Below are 529 nucleotides of genomic sequence, written 5' to 3'. Positions count from 1 at the left end.
AAACATAAACAATACCAATAAAAATAACATTAATTAATTAGAATGATATACGCTGCGCTGTCACCATTTTTGTTTTAAAGCCATAAAGTCACCCTATCGAATAAGACCGCATCCGATTTATACAGCTGCGACAAACAGAAAAGTAAATTTCCGAGAAAATTACGTCGGCTTATGCCAGAATGTGTTCCCTCACTCAACAAGCCTGTAATGTAATGAAATACCAAGCTGCTATTTTTGATATGGATGGTTTACTTCTTGATACTGAACGTGTCTGTATGCGTATTTTCCAAGAAGCATGTGAAGTACAAAACCTTCCGTTTTATGAAGATGTTTACCTATCGATCATTGGCCGCAATGCGGCAGGAATTGAGACGATTTTCCGCAAAGCCTACGGCGAGAATTTAGACCGCCTGCATCTTGAATGGCGCACTCGTTACAACGCAGTTGTCAAACACCAAGCTATCCCTGTAAAAGATGGCGTTGTTGAGTTGCTGGAGTGGTTGAAAGCACAAGGTTTACCTATCGCGGT

The 529-nt window shown here is 40.5% G+C and carries 1 protein-coding gene; it reads left to right on the top strand.

Annotation, left to right across the window (positions count from 1 at the left end; all coding sequences use genetic code 11):
- Window positions 1–212: 212 nt before the first annotated feature.
- The coding region (locus R7Z50_RS30840; RefSeq protein ID WP_318150192.1) for an HAD family phosphatase at window positions 213–529 on the top strand (317 nt) is incomplete at its 3' end.

This window comes from Vibrio sp. 1249-1 (genome assembly GCF_033340495.1).
The sequence above is the reverse complement of the archived record's forward strand: the minus strand, read 5'-3'. Positions and strand labels throughout refer to the sequence as shown.